The sequence below is a fragment of the Enterobacter cloacae complex sp. IR5458 genome, assembly GCF_049238025.1.
In the GTDB taxonomy this organism is placed as follows: domain Bacteria; phylum Pseudomonadota; class Gammaproteobacteria; order Enterobacterales; family Enterobacteriaceae; genus Enterobacter; species Enterobacter kobei.
Genome location: NZ_JBMKIF010000005.1, coordinates 97,271 through 110,556, shown reverse-complemented (window position 1 = coordinate 110,556; position 13,286 = coordinate 97,271). Strand labels below are relative to the sequence as shown.

14 protein-coding genes and 1 other RNA gene are annotated in these 13,286 nt (G+C 55.9%); 4 read left to right on the top strand and 11 right to left on the bottom strand.

Annotated elements, in window-relative coordinates; all coding sequences use genetic code 11:
- Nucleotides 1-61: 61 nt before the first annotated feature.
- On the bottom strand, nucleotides 62-673 hold the full coding sequence (locus tag ACOTYN_RS05840) for a YczE/YyaS/YitT family protein (protein WP_014882793.1): 612 nt from the start codon (nucleotides 671-673) through the stop codon (nucleotides 62-64).
- A gap of 87 nt (nucleotides 674-760) precedes the next feature.
- Here ACOTYN_RS05840 and ACOTYN_RS05835 point away from each other — a divergent pair, with 87 nt between their 5' ends.
- Nucleotides 761-2,182 (top strand): PLP-dependent aminotransferase family protein, encoded by a 1,422-nt coding sequence (locus tag ACOTYN_RS05835; protein ID WP_332956748.1) that lies wholly within the window; start codon nucleotides 761-763, stop codon nucleotides 2,180-2,182.
- Between the two features lie 81 nt (nucleotides 2,183-2,263).
- On the opposite strand, the gene ACOTYN_RS05830 is transcribed toward ACOTYN_RS05835, so the two are convergent.
- From ACOTYN_RS05830 to ffs, 3 genes are all read right to left on the bottom strand, one after another.
- Nucleotides 2,264-2,479, bottom strand: a complete 216-nt coding sequence (locus ACOTYN_RS05830; protein ID WP_023310588.1) for a hypothetical protein — start codon at nucleotides 2,477-2,479, stop codon at nucleotides 2,264-2,266.
- Nucleotides 2,476-2,727 (bottom strand): hypothetical protein, encoded by a 252-nt coding sequence (locus tag ACOTYN_RS05825; RefSeq protein WP_023310587.1) that lies wholly within the window; start codon nucleotides 2,725-2,727, stop codon nucleotides 2,476-2,478. Before ACOTYN_RS05825 ends, ACOTYN_RS05830 begins: the two co-directional genes overlap by 4 nt.
- A 261-nt stretch (nucleotides 2,728-2,988) precedes the next feature.
- Nucleotides 2,989-3,085, bottom strand: an RNA gene (ffs, locus tag ACOTYN_RS05820) — signal recognition particle sRNA small type.
- A 170-nt stretch (nucleotides 3,086-3,255) separates the two neighbouring features.
- On the opposite strand from ffs, the gene ACOTYN_RS05815 reads away from it, so the two are divergent.
- Nucleotides 3,256-3,567 (top strand): MGMT family protein, encoded by a 312-nt coding sequence (locus tag ACOTYN_RS05815; protein ID WP_014882790.1) that lies wholly within the window; start codon nucleotides 3,256-3,258, stop codon nucleotides 3,565-3,567.
- Between the two features lie 33 nt (nucleotides 3,568-3,600).
- Here ACOTYN_RS05815 and ACOTYN_RS05810 read toward each other — a convergent pair whose 3' ends face one another.
- Entirely contained in the window at nucleotides 3,601-4,128 is a 528-nt protein-coding gene (locus ACOTYN_RS05810; protein WP_014882789.1) for a YbaY family lipoprotein, read from the bottom strand.
- Nucleotides 4,129-4,331: 203 nt separating this feature from the next.
- Here ACOTYN_RS05810 and tesB point away from each other — a divergent pair, with 203 nt between their 5' ends.
- Nucleotides 4,332-5,192 (top strand): acyl-CoA thioesterase II, encoded by an 861-nt coding sequence (gene tesB / locus ACOTYN_RS05805; RefSeq protein WP_014882788.1) that lies wholly within the window; start codon nucleotides 4,332-4,334, stop codon nucleotides 5,190-5,192.
- Nucleotides 5,193-5,287: 95 nt separating this feature from the next.
- Here tesB and amtB read toward each other — a convergent pair whose 3' ends face one another.
- From amtB to ACOTYN_RS05780, 5 genes are all read right to left on the bottom strand, one after another.
- A complete protein-coding gene (amtB, locus tag ACOTYN_RS05800) occupies nucleotides 5,288-6,574 on the bottom strand; it encodes an ammonium transporter AmtB (protein WP_014882787.1) in 1,287 nt (428 codons plus the stop codon).
- A 35-nt stretch (nucleotides 6,575-6,609) separates the two neighbouring features.
- A complete protein-coding gene (glnK, locus tag ACOTYN_RS05795; protein ID WP_008503304.1) occupies nucleotides 6,610-6,948 on the bottom strand; it encodes a P-II family nitrogen regulator in 339 nt (112 codons plus the stop codon).
- 220 nt (nucleotides 6,949-7,168) lie between these two features.
- Nucleotides 7,169-8,950 carry a SmdB family multidrug efflux ABC transporter permease/ATP-binding protein gene (locus ACOTYN_RS05790; protein WP_014882786.1) on the bottom strand — a complete coding sequence of 594 codons (1,782 nt, stop codon included), beginning with the start codon at nucleotides 8,948-8,950 and terminating at the stop codon, nucleotides 7,169-7,171.
- On the bottom strand, nucleotides 8,943-10,715 hold the full coding sequence (locus ACOTYN_RS05785; protein ID WP_332956750.1) for a SmdA family multidrug ABC transporter permease/ATP-binding protein: 1,773 nt from the start codon (nucleotides 10,713-10,715) through the stop codon (nucleotides 8,943-8,945). The genes ACOTYN_RS05790 and ACOTYN_RS05785 overlap by 8 nt, the downstream gene beginning before the upstream one ends.
- A gap of 30 nt (nucleotides 10,716-10,745) precedes the next feature.
- Nucleotides 10,746-11,204, bottom strand: coding sequence for an Lrp/AsnC family transcriptional regulator (locus ACOTYN_RS05780; RefSeq protein ID WP_008503307.1), 459 nt, complete (start codon nucleotides 11,202-11,204; stop codon nucleotides 10,746-10,748).
- A gap of 115 nt (nucleotides 11,205-11,319) precedes the next feature.
- Here ACOTYN_RS05780 and ACOTYN_RS05775 point away from each other — a divergent pair, with 115 nt between their 5' ends.
- The gene (locus ACOTYN_RS05775; RefSeq protein WP_045269157.1) at nucleotides 11,320-12,366 is read left to right on the top strand and encodes a PLP-dependent cysteine synthase family protein; all 1,047 of its coding nucleotides are present in this window, start codon (nucleotides 11,320-11,322) and stop codon (nucleotides 12,364-12,366) included.
- A gap of 41 nt (nucleotides 12,367-12,407) precedes the next feature.
- On the opposite strand, the gene cof is transcribed toward ACOTYN_RS05775, so the two are convergent.
- Complete coding sequence (gene cof, locus ACOTYN_RS05770) at nucleotides 12,408-13,226, bottom strand: HMP-PP phosphatase (RefSeq protein ID WP_014882783.1); 819 nt, start codon at nucleotides 13,224-13,226, stop codon at nucleotides 12,408-12,410.
- Between the last annotated feature and the right edge of the window lie 60 nt (nucleotides 13,227-13,286).

Below are 13,286 nucleotides of genomic sequence, written 5' to 3'. Positions count from 1 at the left end.
GATAGTCGAAGCGACTATTCTGCCACAGCGATGTCGTTAAAACATGTGAGCGCTTCGCAAATTAAACAACCCGTTCCGGCTGAGGAACGTTCTCATTGCGCGACTTCTGGCGGAACCAGGGCATACAGAGCTGAATAAGCGGACCAATGGTCAGGGCATACAGTACGGTTCCTACGCCAAACGTACCGCCAAGCACGCACCCAATCAGCAGGACGGACACTTCGATTGTGGTTCGCACGCTGCGAATGGACCAGCCCAGCCGGGCGTGAATGCCTGTCATCAGACCGTCGCGCGGGCCGGGCCCGAAACCGGCACCAATGTACATACTGGTGGCAATCGCGTTCATCACAATGCCCGATACCAGGAAAGCGATTCGCACAGGTAACGAACTCAGCTCGGGGATGAGCGCCATGCTGGCGTCTGCCGCCAGACCGATACAAATCACGTTACTGATCGTGCCGAGTCCGGGCATCTGGCGCAGGGGGATCCACAGCAGCAGCACCGCAGCGCCGGTCAAAATGATCACCGTCCCTATACTCATCCCCAGCTGTAGCCCGACGCCAAGGTGAAATACATCCCACGGATCAACCCCCAGATCCGAGCGAATAAACATCGTGGTAGAGAGGCCATACAGACCCAAACCGACATAAAGTTGTAGCAGACGACGTACCATTTTTTATCTTCTCCCGATAACCAGGCTTTCATCCTGACCTAAAATGGCACTATGATTAATGTCCAGTTTTCAAATAGTGGACTGCATATGTCATCACGCCGCTTTGGAAGTCAGTCTCTGGTACGCCTTTTAGGCCACTGGCAGCAAGCCTCATCCCGCACCCCGCTCTGGCGCCAGCTGGCTGACGCGTTGCGTCTGTTAATCCTTGATGGCCGACTGGCATTAAATACGCGACTGCCGGGTGAGCGTGAGCTGGCTACGGCGCTGGACGTGAGCCGGACCACCGTCAGCAGCGCCCTCGCCCATCTGCGCGAGGAGGGATATCTTGAAAGCCGCCACGGCAGCGGGTCGCGCGTGATCCTCCCGGATACGCGCGCCGTTCCTACCCTTTCAGCGGCGAGTGCCGCACTGGATCTCTCCACTGCCGCCCTCAATGCCGGGCCAGAGATCCACCAGGCTTATACCCACGCGCTGACGGCTATTACCCAGCACCTCTCGCTGACGGGCTACGACCAGCTTGGGCTGCCTGCGCTTCGGGAAGCTATAGCGGCACGCTATACCGAACGGGGTCTTCCCACCCGCGCAGACGAAGTCATGGTGGTCAACGGTGCCGTCAGCGGTTTTGCGTTGATATTGCGGATGTTAACCGGGCCGGGAGATCGCGTCGTGGTCGATCACCCTACCTATCCGCTGGCGATTGCCGCCATTCAGGGGGCGCAGTGCCGGCCCGTTGGGGTGTCGCTGCCGGATACAGGCTGGGACACGGATGGTTTTGCCGCCACGCTTGCCCAGACTGCACCGCGCCTGGCTTACCTGATGCCTGATTTTCACAACCCAACCGGGCGTTGTATGGATATCGCCACCCGTCAAGCGATCGCCGATATTGCCGCACAAACCCGCACGACGCTGGTTGTAGATGAAACGATGGTCGATCTCTGGTTTGACTCGCCCCCACCGCCACCGCTGGCATCATTTAACCGGGAGGCAACCGTCATGACATTAGGCTCCGCCGGAAAAAGCTTCTGGGGCGGACTGCGTCTCGGCTGGATCCGCGCCTCTTCACGTACCATCGCCACCCTCGCCCAGACGCGGGATACACTTGATCTGGGCTCGCCGCTGCTGGAGCAACTGGCGACGCTGTGGCTTATCAACAATAGCGAACGTTTTCTGCCCGCTCGCCGCAAGATGCTTGCGGAACGGTGCGATCGATGCAGTGAACTGCTGCGTGAACATTTTCCCGAGTGGCGATTCCATGAGGCGGAAGGCGGACTTTCTTACTGGATCGAACTTCCCGGCATGCTGGCGACACAGCTTGCCGCGCGGGCAGAAATCATCGGGATTAACCTGGGAACGGGCACACGGTTTGGCTTATCGGGGGCGTTTGACCGCTTTTTGCGCATGCCCTTCTCGCTGGAGCCAGCGGAAATGGAAGCGGCGTTACTGCGGATTAAACCCTTATGGCGTGCATTACATTCAAATGAGCCAGCCATCAAACGCAGTCTGGTTTAAGAATAAAAAGTTTGAAGGGGATCATAAAATAAAAACTGCTGACTGTAATATATGCAGTCAGCAGTTTTCACTGGACAACAATTAATGTTGCGGAGGAATAGGGAAACCTTTCAGCGAAATAACGAAGTTATCACCGTCTTTCTTTATTTTTGCACCGGTATCACACCAGTCAGATGCAATACGAAAGAACTCATCGCTTCCAACATTCCAGCCAAGACGTACATGCTTCACATAGCCTGAGCGCAAGAGATCGCAGGCCTCGTTGTAGTCACTGGCAGTTGACAGTTGTTGTTTCATTTTCTCTTCTTCAGAAGTTTACGTAGTGCTTTGATTTCTTTAGGAGTAAAAGGAGAAACACTCTCTTCTTCCGTATGCTGATTATCAATATCTTCTTCCGATACTCCCGCCTCTTCTACTGCTTCAAACGCCAGCAGCAGCAGTTTCTCTGTGGTCACGCTTAAATTCTCGTTATTCACTTCCGCATAGTGGCGAAGCCTTTCTTTTAGCGCGTCGTCAATTTTAACATTTAAAACCGCAGTAGCCATGTTTGTCACTTCCCTTCGGAATAAGTACTTTATGTAATACACGAAGTTAACACTGTTATCCAGATTTATATTTTTTTGAATTTTGGTGTTAAATAGACGTCCAATTATAAAATGCCAGTCTATTATTACAGGTTTATGACAATAATATTTCAGCACGATGAAATATATATTACAGCGTATAGGCGTTATAGTATTGTGGAATAATGACTACAGAGAGAGGTAACGCAAGAAGGTTTGTACGAGGCCGTAAATGGGTGGGGGCCCTGCCAGCTACATCCCGGCACCCACGTCGTCTGCCCTGGCTGCTTCCTTCCGGACCTGACCTGGTGAACAGAGTAGCGTTGCGGGAGAACCAACAGAGCCCCCATTGAGAGCGTTGATAACCAACGCGCTGGCGCATTATCCCTGTGCGAAGACCCAATTGCAAGCGACCCGGAACCGGATGCTGGTTTATTGCGCAAACAGACGCAGCAATCAGGGCAATCTTCGTTTACCATGGCTGTCCAGATGATCCCCGCAGGTGCAGGTATGGACGAACACGACTCCTTTCCCCAGCGCGTATGGCAAATTGTGGCCTCAATCCCGGAAGGCTACGTCACAACCTATGGTGATGTCGCACAGCTGGCCGGTTCACCGCGCGCGGCGCGACAGGTAGGCGGCGTTCTTAAACGGCTGCCGGAAGGAAGCACGCTGCCCTGGCATCGCGTTGTGAATCGTCATGGTGCCATCTCGCTGACCGGACCGGATCTCCAGCGTCAGCGCCAGGCATTACTGTCAGAGGGTGTGCAGGTATCGGGATCGGGACAGATTGATTTGCAAAAGTACCGCTGGGTGTACTAATCCCTCCCCCGAAGGAGAGGGTAATAGCAACAATTACATCTGGGTCGGTGGGGTTGGAAGGGACGGCTGATTGGTCTGTGGAGCAACCGGCACTTCGGTTTGCTGTACGGGAACCAGATTCAGGTCGACTTTAGTCCCACCGTGGTTAATGGCTTCCTGAACCGTATCGGTAATAAAGACCAGCTTATCGTTGATCGTTACCGCGGCACTCAGCAGGATACGGGCATTCGGCTGTACGTCTGACGGGTTATATGGCAGCACGAAGCTAAATGGCGCCTGCTTACCTTCAGTACGAACCGCACGCTGAGCCAGGACTTTCGACGGCGCGTCGGCCAGAGAAGCATCAGACAGCGTTACCGTTAATACCGCATCCGGCGGCAAAGCGACTCTCTGTTTGATCCAGATGGTACCGGAAACATTAGGCTGCTGAATGGATTGCTGTGAAAGGGTATTAATCCCGTTCGGATCGGCTGCAGGTACCGGCACCTGGGCGCTCTTACCGGCACAGGCGGACAACGCCACCGCAATAGCTACACCACTTAGCATAGGCACGAGTTTCATTGAAGTCTCCTTATCATCAATGCACCAGCGGGATCGATCCCATCCGATGTCGTTTCAATCACATAACATATTCAAGTGTGGCACAGATCACCGATTAATGCCTGAAAACGTGCCGATATTAAGATTATTCTACCCATCGGACCACTTACATTTCTGCGTTATACTCTGCCTATCTTTCGCTACGGCGTTTATTGAGGACAACTATGAGTCAGGCACTGAACAATCTGCTGACATTACTGAATCTGGAAAAAATTGAGGAAGGACTCTTTCGCGGACAGAGTGAAGATTTAGGCTTGCGCCAGGTCTTCGGTGGGCAAGTCGTTGGACAAGCGCTGTACGCGGCAAAGGAGACCGTCCCGGCAGACCGTCTGGTGCATTCGTTCCACAGCTATTTCTTACGCCCTGGCGATAGCGCAAAACCGATTGTGTATGATGTTGAAGTTCTGCGTGACGGTAATAGTTTCAGTGCCCGCCGCGTGGCGGCCATTCAGAACGGTAAGCCCATCTTCTATATGACCGCCTCGTTCCAGGCACCGGAACCGGGATACGAGCATCAGAAAACGATGCCGCCGGCACCGTCGCCAGACACGCTCAAATCAGAGACCGATATCGCCCGTGCGCTGGCGCATCTGCTTCCGCCACAGGTCAAAGAGAAATTTCTGTGCGATAAACCGCTGGAGATCCGCCCCGTCGAGTTCCATAACCCGATGAAGGGTCACACCGCCGAGCCGAAACGTCAGGTCTGGATCCGCGCCAACGGTACCGTGCCGGAAGATTTCCGCGTGCATCAGTATCTGCTCGGGTATGCGTCAGATTTTAACTTTCTGCCGGTGGCGCTGCAGCCGCACGGCGTCGGGTTCCTCGAAAAAGGGATGCAGGTCGCGACCATCGACCACTCCATGTGGTTCCACCGTCCCTTCAACATGAATGAGTGGCTGCTTTACAGCGTGGAGAGTACGTCGGCATCGAGCGCTCGCGGGTTTGTGCGTGGAGAGTTTTATACGCAGGACGGCGTGCTGGTCGCTTCAACGGTGCAGGAAGGGGTAATGCGTAATCGCGGTTAATAACGTGCGGCCTGATGCCCTCACCCTGGCCCTCTCCCACAGGGAGAGGGAATAAACATTAAAAACGGCAATCGAGATTGCCGTTTTGCTGTTGGTTATGCGTTATACGCATTCTCACCGTGGCTGTTCACATCCAGACCTTCGCGCTCCTGCTCTTCCGGTACGCGCAGACCCACAGTCATGTCCGCCAGCTTGTAGCCAATAAAAGCGACAACGGCAGACCACACCACAGTGATAGCAATACTTTCCAGCTGCACCAGTACCTGATGAACCATAGTGACACCTTCTGCATAGCCCACGCCACCCAGCGATTTCGCGGCGAAGATACCGGTCATGATACAGCCGACGATGCCGCACACACCGTGCACACCAAATACATCGCAAGGGTCATCAACGCGCAGCACGCGTTTCAGTGCCGTAACGCCCCACAGACCTGCAAGACCTGCAACCAAACCTACCAGCAGCGCACCACCGACACCCACATAACCACAGGCAGGCGTGATACCGACCAGGCCCGCGATTGCGCCAGAACAGGCACCCAGCAGGGAAGGTTTACCGCGCACCGCCCACTCACCGAAGACCCAGGAGAGGATCGCACCGGCTGTGGCCACGACGGTGTTCACGAAGGCCAGCGCGGCGATTTCGTTTGCTGCGCTTGCAGACCCGGCGTTGAAGCCAAACCAGCCAAAGTAGAGGATCGCGGTACCGGTAAAGACCATCGGCAGGTTGTGCGGTTTAAACGCTTCTTTACCGAAGCCCACGCGTTTGCCGATCAGGTATGCGCCAACCAGACCCGCTACCGCGGCGTTGATATGTACGACGGTACCGCCCGCGAAGTCCAGCGCGCCGTGCGTTGCCAGCAGACCGCCGCCCCAGACCATGTGCGCAATCGGCACATAGGAGAGCGTCAGCCAGACCACCACAAAGATCAGAACGGCAGAGAAACGAATACGCTCGGCCAGCGCGCCTACAATCAGCCCGACGGTGATGCAGGCGAACGAGCCCTGGAACGCAACGTGAATATACTGGTAGAAACTGCCCATCAGCGCGGTCAGCTCAATATTTTTCAGCATCACCCAGTCAAAGTTACCGAAGAAGGCGTTGCCAGTGCCAAAGGCCAGCGAGTAACCGTAAACCACCCACAGCACGCAGACCAGTGCGAAGGTCACGGCTACCTGGGTCAGCATGGAGAGAACGTTTTTGCCACGGATCAGACCGCCATAGAACAGGGCAATCCCCGGAATTGACATGAACAGCACCAGCGCGGTGCTGATCATCATAAAGGCGTTATCGGCTTTATCTGCCACCGCAGGGGCAGCCAGCGCGAGGCCCGGCAGCAGTGCCAGCGAACCCAGACCCGTTTTAAGTGTTGCTATCTTCATTTTCTCGATCCCTATCACTGTGTGCCAGGAGTTACTTACAGTGCCGCTTCGTCAGATTCGCCGGTACGAATGCGAATGACGCGCTGCAGTTCGGCAACGAAAATTTTGCCGTCGCCAATTTTGCCTGTGTAGGCCGCTTTGCTAATGACATCAATGACTTCATCAAGCTGATCGTCAGCAATCGCGACATCAATTTTTACTTTTGGCAGAAAGTTAACGCTGTATTCCGCCCCGCGGTAAAGCTCGGCATGACCCTTCTGACGACCAAAGCCTTTCACTTCGGTGACAGTCAGTCCCTGAATACCCATGGAAGACAACGCTTCACGCACGTCTTCGAGTTTGAATGGTTTGATTACAACCGTAACCAGCTTCATAGATCCCCTCCAGTCAGAATTCGGTAATGGCCGCAGCTTACGCAGAAGGTATTGCAAGGGGTGTGCCAGAAATGAAAACCAGAAGGAACTGCGGTGCAAAGAGCGCTACACGGCCTTGATAAACGAACCGGTGAAAAAAAACGCACCATGCCGGTGCAGGGTGCGTTTCCGTTTTGCACCAACAGGAATGACTGTTAGCGCGTCGCCTCATTTTGGTGCATCAGGCGCTCAGCGATTCTTCCTCACGCACGCTGGCCGCCAGCTCTTCGCCTGCCAGCTGAAGCTGATACATCTGCCAGTAACGTCCCTTGGCTTCCAGCAGTTCACGGTGCGTACCCCGTTCAACGGCCTGGCCGCGATGTAGCACCAGAATGGTATCGGCATCAACGATGGTGGAAAGACGGTGGGCAATCACCACCAGCGTCGTATGGTCACGCACGGCCGACAGCGCCTGCTGGATGGCCTGCTCGGTACCGGAGTCAATACTGGCTGTCGCTTCATCCAGAATCAGAACCTGCGGCGTTTCAATCAACACCCGCGCCAGGGCGAGGAGCTGTTTTTGCCCGACGGAGAGATTGTTCCCCTGCTCGCCCAGCTTCGTATTGATCCCCTCACTAAACCCGCGCGCCAGATCCGCCAGCTGCACTTTTTCCAGTACCTCCCAGACCTGCTCCTGCGTGTAGTCCCGCCCCAGGGTCACGTTCGCATAGAAGGTATCGGCCAGGACGACCGGATCCTGCTGCACCATCGCGACGCCTTTACGCAACACGTTGTGGCTAAGAGACGCGAGCGGACGTCCGTCGATCCGGATTTCACCGTGCGTAACCGGGTAGTACCCCATTAACAGGCTGGCAAGGGTGCTCTTACCGCTTCCCGTATGGCCCACCAGCGCCACGAAACCACGCGACGGAACATCAAGTGAGATATCCTGCAACACCAGCCGGTCTTCGCGATAGGCAAACGAGACATTATCAAAATCAATGGCACCGCTTTGCAAAGGCCGCTCATCGTTGCCGTAGGCCTGTCGCGGCCTGTCCATCAGCTCGAAAACACGCTCACCGGCGACCACCGCCTGTTGCAGCATAGACTGCTGGGTGGTGAGTTCGATCAGCGGTTCGTTAAGGCGCCCCAGATAGCTAATAAAGGCGTACAGCACCCCCACTTCAATCGTACCGTTAGCGCTCAGCCCAAACAGCATCAGGAGACCGCAAAGCACCAGCGCAGAGAAAAGGCTCAGCAGCGGACGCAGCAGAAAACCGTCAAGCCGCAGCGTCTGCATGCGTGCCATATAGTGCGAGCGGCTGGCTTCGCCCATCCGTTCACCAAAGCGCGCCTGCTGGCGGAACTGCTGGATAACGCTCATGCCGTTGATGACTTCGTTGAAGCCATCGTTGATGTCGGCCAGATAGGCTCGTACCCGACGCACGATTGGCGTGCTGTAGCGCTGGTAGATGACCATGACGATCAGCACCGCCGGGAAGATCGTGATCGCCACCAGCGCCATGCGCCAGTCGAGACTGAACATTGCCACCAGCATCGCACCAATCAGCGCCGCGCTGCGGAGCACCGTCGCCACCACGGTGACGTACAGATCGCGGATCACCTCGGTATCGTTGGTTACCCGGGAGATAACCTGCCCGACCGGCTGAATATCAAACTCGCTGAGCGGCTGGCGAAGCGCGGCGTCCATTACATCCGTACGCAGCTGCTGAACGACACCGACGGCTGCGCGGTTAAACAGCAGCGACTGCGCATAGTGCAGCCCTGCAGCCGTCAGCTGTAACCCAACGTAAGCGACGCCTAAACCCGCCACCAGCCCCAGGGGCAGGTAGCTTTTGGCGACCATATTGTCGATAAAGTAACTGATGAGCAGCGGCCCGCTCACTTCTGCAATCGCCGCTATCCAGAGTAAAAGCACGGCCACGGACAGCGGTTTACGCCACGGCGAGCCGTAGGCCAGCAGACGTTTGAGCGTCGGCCACATCGTTCCGAGCTTACGCATTAGCGGCCTCCTCATTCTGTTCGGGGGCATCGTCCAGCGCCGCTTCAAGCTGTTGATAGCGATACATATCGCGATACCAGCCCGGTTGCTCAACAAGATTTTCATGCTGCCCGCGCTGGGCAATGTGCCCGTGCTGCAATACCAGAATTTCGCTGGCTTCGGTCAGCGCCGACAAACGGTGAGCGCTGATAATCACCGTGCGACCGTCGCCCCACTGACGCAGGTTATGCAGGATCTGGTGCTCGGTACGGCCATCCACAGCGGAGAGCGCATCATCCAGGATCAGGATTTCGGCATTCAGTAGCAGCGCACGGGCAATCGAAATACGCTGTTTCTGCCCGCCGGACAGCATAACGCCACGCTCCCCGACTTCCGTTTCGTACCCCTGCGGCAGACGCAAAATATCATCATGCACGCTGGCTAAACGCGCCACATGCTCGATCTCCTCCTGCGTCGCCGCAGGGCATCCGAGGGCAATGTTATTCGCCACGGTGTCCGAAAATAAAAACGGCGTCTGGCTGACCACCGCCAGGCGGCCACGCCACTCATCCAGCAGCAGGTTCTTCAGGGGAATATCATGGAAACGAATATCCCCTTCGGTGACGTCAAAGTGGCGCTGGAGCAGAGAGAGGACGGTACTTTTTCCGGCCCCCGTCGGACCACAAATACCCAACATCTGGCCGGGCTGAAGCGTAAAGCTGACGTTCTCCAGTACCGGATGCGCCGTCTGCGGATAGACAAATTGACGGACGTCGACCTTCATTACGCCACGCCCTTCCGGGACCGCTTCGCTGCCGTCAGTCACCACCGGCGCTTCGGCCAGCATGGCGCGAATGCGGCTGTAGGCGGCGCTGCCCCGCTCCACAATGTTGAACATCCAGGCTAAAGCCAGCATCGGCCAGATCATCAGCCCGAGATACATCGCAAAACTGGTCAATTGTCCCAGGGTTAACGTCCCCTGTACCACCATCCAGCTACCGCCTCCGATAGCCAGCAGGTTGGCCATGCCAATCGCAACATAGATTGTCGGGTCAAAACGGGCGTCAATGCGCGCGACGCGCATGTTCTTCGCCCCCGTGTCTGCCGCATCGGCGGCAAACAGCGCGGACTGCCGGCCCTCCAGACCAAAGGCTTTGATCATGCGAATGCTGGTCATGCTCTCCTGAGTGCGATCGTTCAGTGACGAAAATGCCGCCTGCGCCAGTTTGAAGCGCTCGTGCAGCTGTTCGCCGTAGCGATTGATCGCCAATGCCATCAGCGGCATCGGCAGCAGCGCCAGAAGGGTCAACTGCCAGCTGATCTGCGTGGACATGACAATCAATACCGCACAGCCCATCACCAGCGAGTCCACCAGCGTTAATACCCCTTCTCCGGCGGCGAAGACCACGCGATCGACATCGTTCGTGGCACGGGCGATGAGGTCCCCGGTGCGATGGCGCAGATAAAATTCGGGATGCTGTCGGCTCAGCTGGCGGTAAAAATCTTCACGCAGCTCAACGGCCAACTGATAGGACGCACCAAACAGCAGCACGCGCCAGACGTAGCGCAGGAGATAAACAATGACGGCCGTCAGCACCAGCGTGCCGACCCACATCAACACCCGTGCGGTGGTGTAATGCTGTTCGGTGACGCCATCCACGACGTACCCCACCACTTTCGGCGGGATCAGCTGCAGAATGGCAATGATAATAAGCAGGGCCACTGCACCGAGGTAGCGTTGCCACTCCCGACGAAAGTACCAGCTTAATTGGGCAAATAATCGCACGCGGTTTGTTCCTGAAGGTTTTTTACGAAGTTATTCAATGGGTAAAGCTGTGGTGTACTTAATCTGTTCCATGGCGAAGCTTGAGGTGACGTCTGATAAGCCCGGGACGCTGTTCACCAGCCGCTTGTAGAAGTCATCATAGCGCTTCATGTCTGCCACCTGGACGCGCATCAGGTAATCGTACTCGCCGGCCATTCGCCAGAAACCGAGCACCTCGGGCATCTCAGAGACCTGAGTAACAAAGCGGCAATACCACTCGCTGCTGTGGTGCTGGGTTTTAATCAGCACAAATGCCGTCAACCCAAGCCCCAGTTTTTCGGGATCGAGCAGCGCGACGCGCCCCAGCAAAATGCCATCATCTTCGAGCTTCTTAAGGCGCTTCCAGCACGGTGTGGTGGTCAGATTAACGGCATCTGCCAGCGCCTGCAAAGAGAGGGTACAGTCACTTTGCAGCAAGGAAAGGAGCTTACGGTCAATTTTATCTAGCATACCCACCTCACAGAGAAAATTTTTCTCCCTTCATTCTATTTTAAAGGCCAGATAGCAACAATTTTTTCTGTGCTTTTCGCTATGCTGGGCACAAAATGACAAACGGATAATTACGATGAATAGCACCTGGGTTAAACATGCCATCAGCGAAATCAATGCCGACTACCAGCGTTCGGCGGATACCCACCTGATCCGCCTTTGCCTGCCGGGATTTGACGGTATTCAGCTCTATCTGAAGGATGAAAGCACCCATCCGACCGGCAGCTTGAAGCATCGCCTGGCGCGCTCACTGTTTTTATACGGTTTATGTAACGGCTGGATCAAAGAAGCCACTCCCATTATTGAATCCTCGTCCGGTTCAACCGCCGTGTCCGAAGCCTATTTTGCCCGCCTGCTGGGCCTGCCGTTTATCGCGGTGATGCCCTCCTGCACTGCAAAACGCAAAATCGAGCAGATCGAATTTTACGGTGGTCGCTGCCACTTCGTTGAGAGTGCCTGCGAAATCTACGCCGCCTCTGAAATGCTGGCCCGTGAGCTCAACGGCCACTATATGGACCAGTTTACCTTCGCCGAACGCGCAACGGACTGGCGCGGCAATAACAACATCGCTGACAGTATTTTCCGCCAGATGACCCACGAGCCGCACCCCGTGCCGTCGTACATTGTGATGAGCGCCGGTACCGGTGGCACCTCAGCCACCATAGGACGCTACATTCGCTGTCAGGGCTACGATACCCAACTGATGGTGGTTGACCCGCAAAACTCGGTGTTCCTCGACTACTGGCAGAGCCGCGATGCCGATCTTCGCAGCCCGTCAGGCAGTAAAATTGAAGGAATTGGCCGCCCGCGCGTAGAACCGTCATTCATCCCGGATGTAGTGGATGAAATGCTTCGCGTGCCGGATGCCGCCAGCGTGGCAACCGCACACTGGCTGGAAACCCAGCTTGGCCGCAAAGTCGGGGCATCGACAGGCACCAATATGTGGGGCGCACTGCAGCTGGCGGCACGCATGCGTGAGGAAGGGCGTACCGGCTCCATCGTCACGCTGCTGTGCGACAGCGGCGAGCGCTACCTTGAGACCTACTACAATGCAGAATGGGTACAGGCTAACATCGGCGACATCACGCAGTGGAAAGTGCAGATTGCACAGCTGCTGAAATAAAAAAAAGCCAGACCGACGTCTGGCTTGCTGGAAGGCGCTCGCTATTCGGGGGAATAAGGGAGGTTGTTGTTGTCCAGCCAATGAGTCAAAAAATGGGACACCGCTTCGTTACCGCAGTGTCCGATAACGGGCAGATGAGGAAGCTCGGCAATCAGCTGCGGCATCGCATTCCCCATAATCAAGCCGCGCCCCACGCTGCCCAGCATCTCTCGGTCATTCATGGCGTCGCCAAATGCCATACAATCCTGCAGCGTTAAGCCCAGATGGTCGCTCAGTACCGCCAGGGCGGAACCTTTGTTACAGCCCACGGGTAATACTTCCAGACAATCTACCGCCGAGAAGGTCAGATGCGCCCGGTTGCCGAGCGCCTCATTTAACTGGATGCGCAGGCGTCGCAGATCGTCGTGATCGCCACAGAAGCAGATCTTGGTCACCGCGTGGGCGGGGATCCGGCGCAGATCGATAAGCTGATATTTAAAACCGCTATAGACATGCGCATGCAGTAACTCGGGGATTTCGCTTCCGGTAAACCAGCCTTGATCGTTAAAAACGTGGACACTGGCCTGTGTGTCCCAGGTGCTGTGCAGGACGATATCCGCCACTTCCGGGTTAAGATCCTGGCGGTGCAGTACCTCACCTTCGACGGTGTGAATGCGCGTTCCGTTTCCGGTGATCAGAAAAGCATCAAGAGAAAACGCGCCCAGTAAATGGCGCATCTCCAGAACATGTCGGCCGGTGGCAAATGTCAGAGTGACATCTCGCTCGCGCAGGCGCTTCAGGGCACTCAGCGTTTTCTCTCCCAGACGGTGATCCGGCATTAACAGCGTGCCGTCCATATCAAATGCAGCGAGGCGGGCCATGATGACTCCTGAAATGTGATGCGATTAACTTGTGCATCAGTATCAGGTGAGATATACGGA